The sequence below is a fragment of the Kitasatospora sp. NPDC093558 genome (assembly GCF_040683475.1).
Taxonomy (GTDB): Bacteria; Actinomycetota; Actinomycetes; order Streptomycetales; family Streptomycetaceae; genus Kitasatospora.
Window position 1 is genome coordinate 1 of the sequence record NZ_JBFBDY010000656.1, and the last position, 3,358, is coordinate 3,358.

At 70.3% G+C, this 3,358-nt stretch carries 3 protein-coding genes and 1 pseudogene; 2 read left to right on the top strand and 2 right to left on the bottom strand.

Annotated features, from left to right (window positions below; all coding sequences use genetic code 11):
• Positions 1–509, bottom strand: a pseudogene (locus AB0O00_RS33245) (hypothetical protein); the annotation flags it as partial.
• A gap of 453 nt (positions 510–962) precedes the next feature.
• On the opposite strand from AB0O00_RS33245, the gene AB0O00_RS33250 reads away from it, so the two are divergent.
• Entirely contained in the window at positions 963–1,520 is a 558-nt protein-coding gene (locus tag AB0O00_RS33250) for an HAD domain-containing protein (RefSeq protein WP_363658175.1), read from the top strand.
• On the opposite strand, the gene AB0O00_RS33255 is transcribed toward AB0O00_RS33250, so the two are convergent.
• Positions 1,504–2,286, bottom strand: coding sequence for an IclR family transcriptional regulator (locus AB0O00_RS33255; protein WP_363658177.1), 783 nt, complete (start codon positions 2,284–2,286; stop codon positions 1,504–1,506). The genes AB0O00_RS33250 and AB0O00_RS33255 overlap by 17 nt on opposite strands.
• 189 nt (positions 2,287–2,475) lie before the next feature.
• On the opposite strand from AB0O00_RS33255, the gene AB0O00_RS33260 reads away from it, so the two are divergent.
• Positions 2,476–3,336 carry a polysaccharide lyase gene (locus tag AB0O00_RS33260; RefSeq protein WP_363658179.1) on the top strand — a complete coding sequence of 287 codons (861 nt, stop codon included), beginning with the start codon at positions 2,476–2,478 and terminating at the stop codon, positions 3,334–3,336.
• Positions 3,337–3,358 lie beyond the last annotated feature (22 nt).

A 3,358-nucleotide genomic window follows, 5' to 3' on the forward strand; every position in this document is an offset into this window, starting at 1 on the left:
GTGAAGGCGGCGGCTCCGAGGAAGGAGTCCTCGGGGAGGCCGTTCGAGTTGCAGGCGTTGATGATCGCTTGATTGATGGTGGCGCTGATCGGCGCGGTCTCCATGTCGCCGACCAGGTCCGTTCCGGATACCACCGTGCCGACGAACGCGAGGTTGCCCCCGATGATCCCGCCGGCGGCCGTGCCGTTGACGTTACTGGTACCGGTGCTGCCGTTCACGCGGAACCAGGTGAAGGACAACGTTCCGGCGGCCGAGCCGTTGACGCAGTTCAGGGGGCCGGTGAAGGTCCCGGTGAGCGTGCCGCTCTGAATCACGTTGCCGCCACGGTTGACGTTGTCCACGCAGCTCGACGCGTCGCCGGTCACGGTGATCGTTTCGTCCGCCGGCCCGAGAGTGGTGAGCGGGGGGTTGAACACGAGGTTTCCGTTGAGCGTGCAGGCGAGGTCGACGTTCGGATTGACGGTGACGGCGGTGGCGGTGTGCGGGGTCGCGAGACCCCAACCGGCCACGAGCAGAGCGCTGACGATGCTCCGGGATGCGATCGCGTGAAGACGTGATCGAGTGACCACGGTCGTCCTCCTTGGACTGAGGGACTCGGATGGGCTAGCGCCCTTCTGACAAGCCGCTGACTCTGTCTGCCGGCGCCGTTCGGCTGCCGGCCGGTCAGGCCCCCCTCGCGTTCACCCGGACAGGAGCCCGGGAGCAGCGTCAGCCTAGCAAGGACTCCACTCGGCGGCACTCGACGGCTCTGCAGCTCGCGCACCGCTGGAGAAGCCGGGCGAGCACCCGAACGTGATCATCCAGAGTGCCCCGAACCACCTCGCCGGGGAACCGGACCACGCATGAGGTCTGAACCGCCGCGCTCGGCCGGGGCTTTCCCCGGCCGAGCGTGCCGTAATTCCCTGGCCACCCACCGCCCGCCCCCGCTACCGTCCCCGAAAGATCACGGAGGGGGTGCGCCGATGCGGCCGCTACTGCTACTCGACGTCGACGGGCCGCTCAACCCTGCTGCCCGCAAGCCCCACCGCAGGCCCCCGGGCTATCAGACCCACCGGCTCCTCACCCCCCGCTGGGAAGCCTTTGAACGCCGACGGCTCACCGAGTGGGGGCTGCCGAACAAGGCCCCCAAGCCTCTCCGGCTCTGGCTCAACCCCGACCACGGCCCCGCGCTGACTACCCTCCCCTTCGATCTCGTCTGGGCCACCACCTGGGAACACGAAGCCAACGCCTTCATCTCCCCCGTCCTCGGCCTGCCCACCCTCCCCGTCATCACCTGGGCCGAACCCCGCCCCACCCCACCGGACGGCGTCTTCTGGAAGACCCCCGAGATCGTCGCATGGGCGCAGGGCCGCCCGTTCGCTTGGGTCGACGACAACATCACCGACGCCGACCGCACCTGGACGGCTACCCACCACCACGGCCCGGCCCTCCTCCACCGAGTCGACGACCGCACCGGCCTGACAGCCGACGACTTCGCCACGCTCCGACAGTGGGCGAGCCGACTCAGAGGTGACGCGTAGCCAGTGCCAGCCGCTCCCGCGCCTCGAACAGCGCGTCGCGGATCATCTGTTCCCTCCCCGGCGTGAGCCGCGCGACCGGCACCGAGCAACTCACCGCGTCCCGAGCCGGCGTCCGATACGGCACGGCGACCGCGTAGCAGCACAGGCCCAGCGTGTTCTCCTCCCGGTCGGTCGCGTAGCCGCGCTCCCGAACGGACCGGAGGTCGTCGAGCAGGGCGTCCCGGGTCGTGTGCGTGTGGTCGGTCAGCGGCTCAAGCCGCTCGGGCAGCAGCCGCTCGATCTCCTCGTCCCGGAGCGTCGCCAGCAGCGCCTTGCCGAGCGCCGTCGCGTGGGCGGGCAGGCGGCGGCCGACCCGGGTGAACGGGCGCAGGTAGTGCTGGGAGGCGCGGGTGGCGAGGTAGACGACGTCCGTACCGTCGAGGCGGGCGAGGTGGATGGTCTCCGTGGTGTCGTCGGCGAGCCGGTCGAGCGCCGGGCGGGTGGCGGCGACGGCCTCGTCGCCGTCGATGTACGCGGTGCCGACGAGGAGCGCCCGCACGCCGATGCCGTACCGAGTGCCCGTCACATCGGTCTCCACCCAACCGAGGTCGACCAGCGTGCGCAGCAGCATGTACAGGCTGCTCTTCGGGTAGCCGAGGGCCTCCTGGACGTCGGCGAGGCTGTGCAGTCCCGGGCGCCCGGCGAAGTACTCCAGCACCTCGATCGTGCGGACGGCGGACTTCACGCCCGCTGCTGCGGCGGCGGTGGCGGGACTCGGCTGGGCCATCGATGGTCCTCCCTGTTCACGTGCGCGGCGTGGACTGCGGGAGCAATATAGCCGGGCCGAAAGCGCCGAAACCCCGGAATCGTTCACATTCTTGAACCTCGTCCAGACTCTTGACTGAAACACGCCCAGCGCCGTGTCATGGTGAGCGGTTCCCCCGCACGCCGCCCGCACGCCAGCCGAAGGATCATCATGAAGCGCTTACTCACCGCCCTGTGCACCTCCCTCGCCCTCCTCGCCGTCACTCCCCTCCCGACCGCCACCGCCACCGAAACGAAGGCCACCGACGCGGCCGCCTGGACCGGCGACTTCACCGGCTACGGCACCAGCGCCTGGACGAACGCCTGGGGCACCCTCACCAAGGGCAAGTGGGGCCAGCAGAACCTCAGCCTCGTCAACGACCCCGCCGCCCCCGGCGACGGCTCCGCGCTCCAGGTGTTCTACGGCGCCGGGTCCTCCGCCAACTCCTGCTCCGACTGCCCCTCCAGCGGCGGCGGCCAGTTCTACACCGACCTCCCCACCCTCGGCCTCGGCGACCTCGCCAACTCCACCACCCTGGACCTGAAGTACAGCCTCAAGCTGCCCGCCGGCTTCGACTTCGGCAAGGCCGGCAAGCTCCCCGGCCTGTACGGCGGCTCCCCGGGCGAGGCGTCCGGCGGCAACCACGGCAACGCGTGGTCCACCCGGTACATGTGGCGCAACCCCGGTTCCGGGATCGGCAACGGCGAGGTGTACCTCTACACCCCCACCAACTCCGGCCCCACCGGCTACGGCGTCGACCTCGGCCTCGGCTCCTGGCAGTGGCCCGCCGACGGCGCCTGGCACACCATCGAGCAGCTCGTCGACCGCACCAGCGGCGACATCACCGTCTGGCTCGACGGCGCCCAGGTCTTCACCCAGCCCGGCGCCGGCGCCCCGGACCTCGCCTCGATCCCGTTCAGCGGCGTCTTCTTCTCCACCTTCTACGGCGGGCACGACACCTCGTGGGGCCCGGCCACCGACCAGTACGCGTACTTCGCGCACTTCAGCCTTGCCACCGGGGTCCAGCACTGACGCCATCTCCAACAACCCTCAC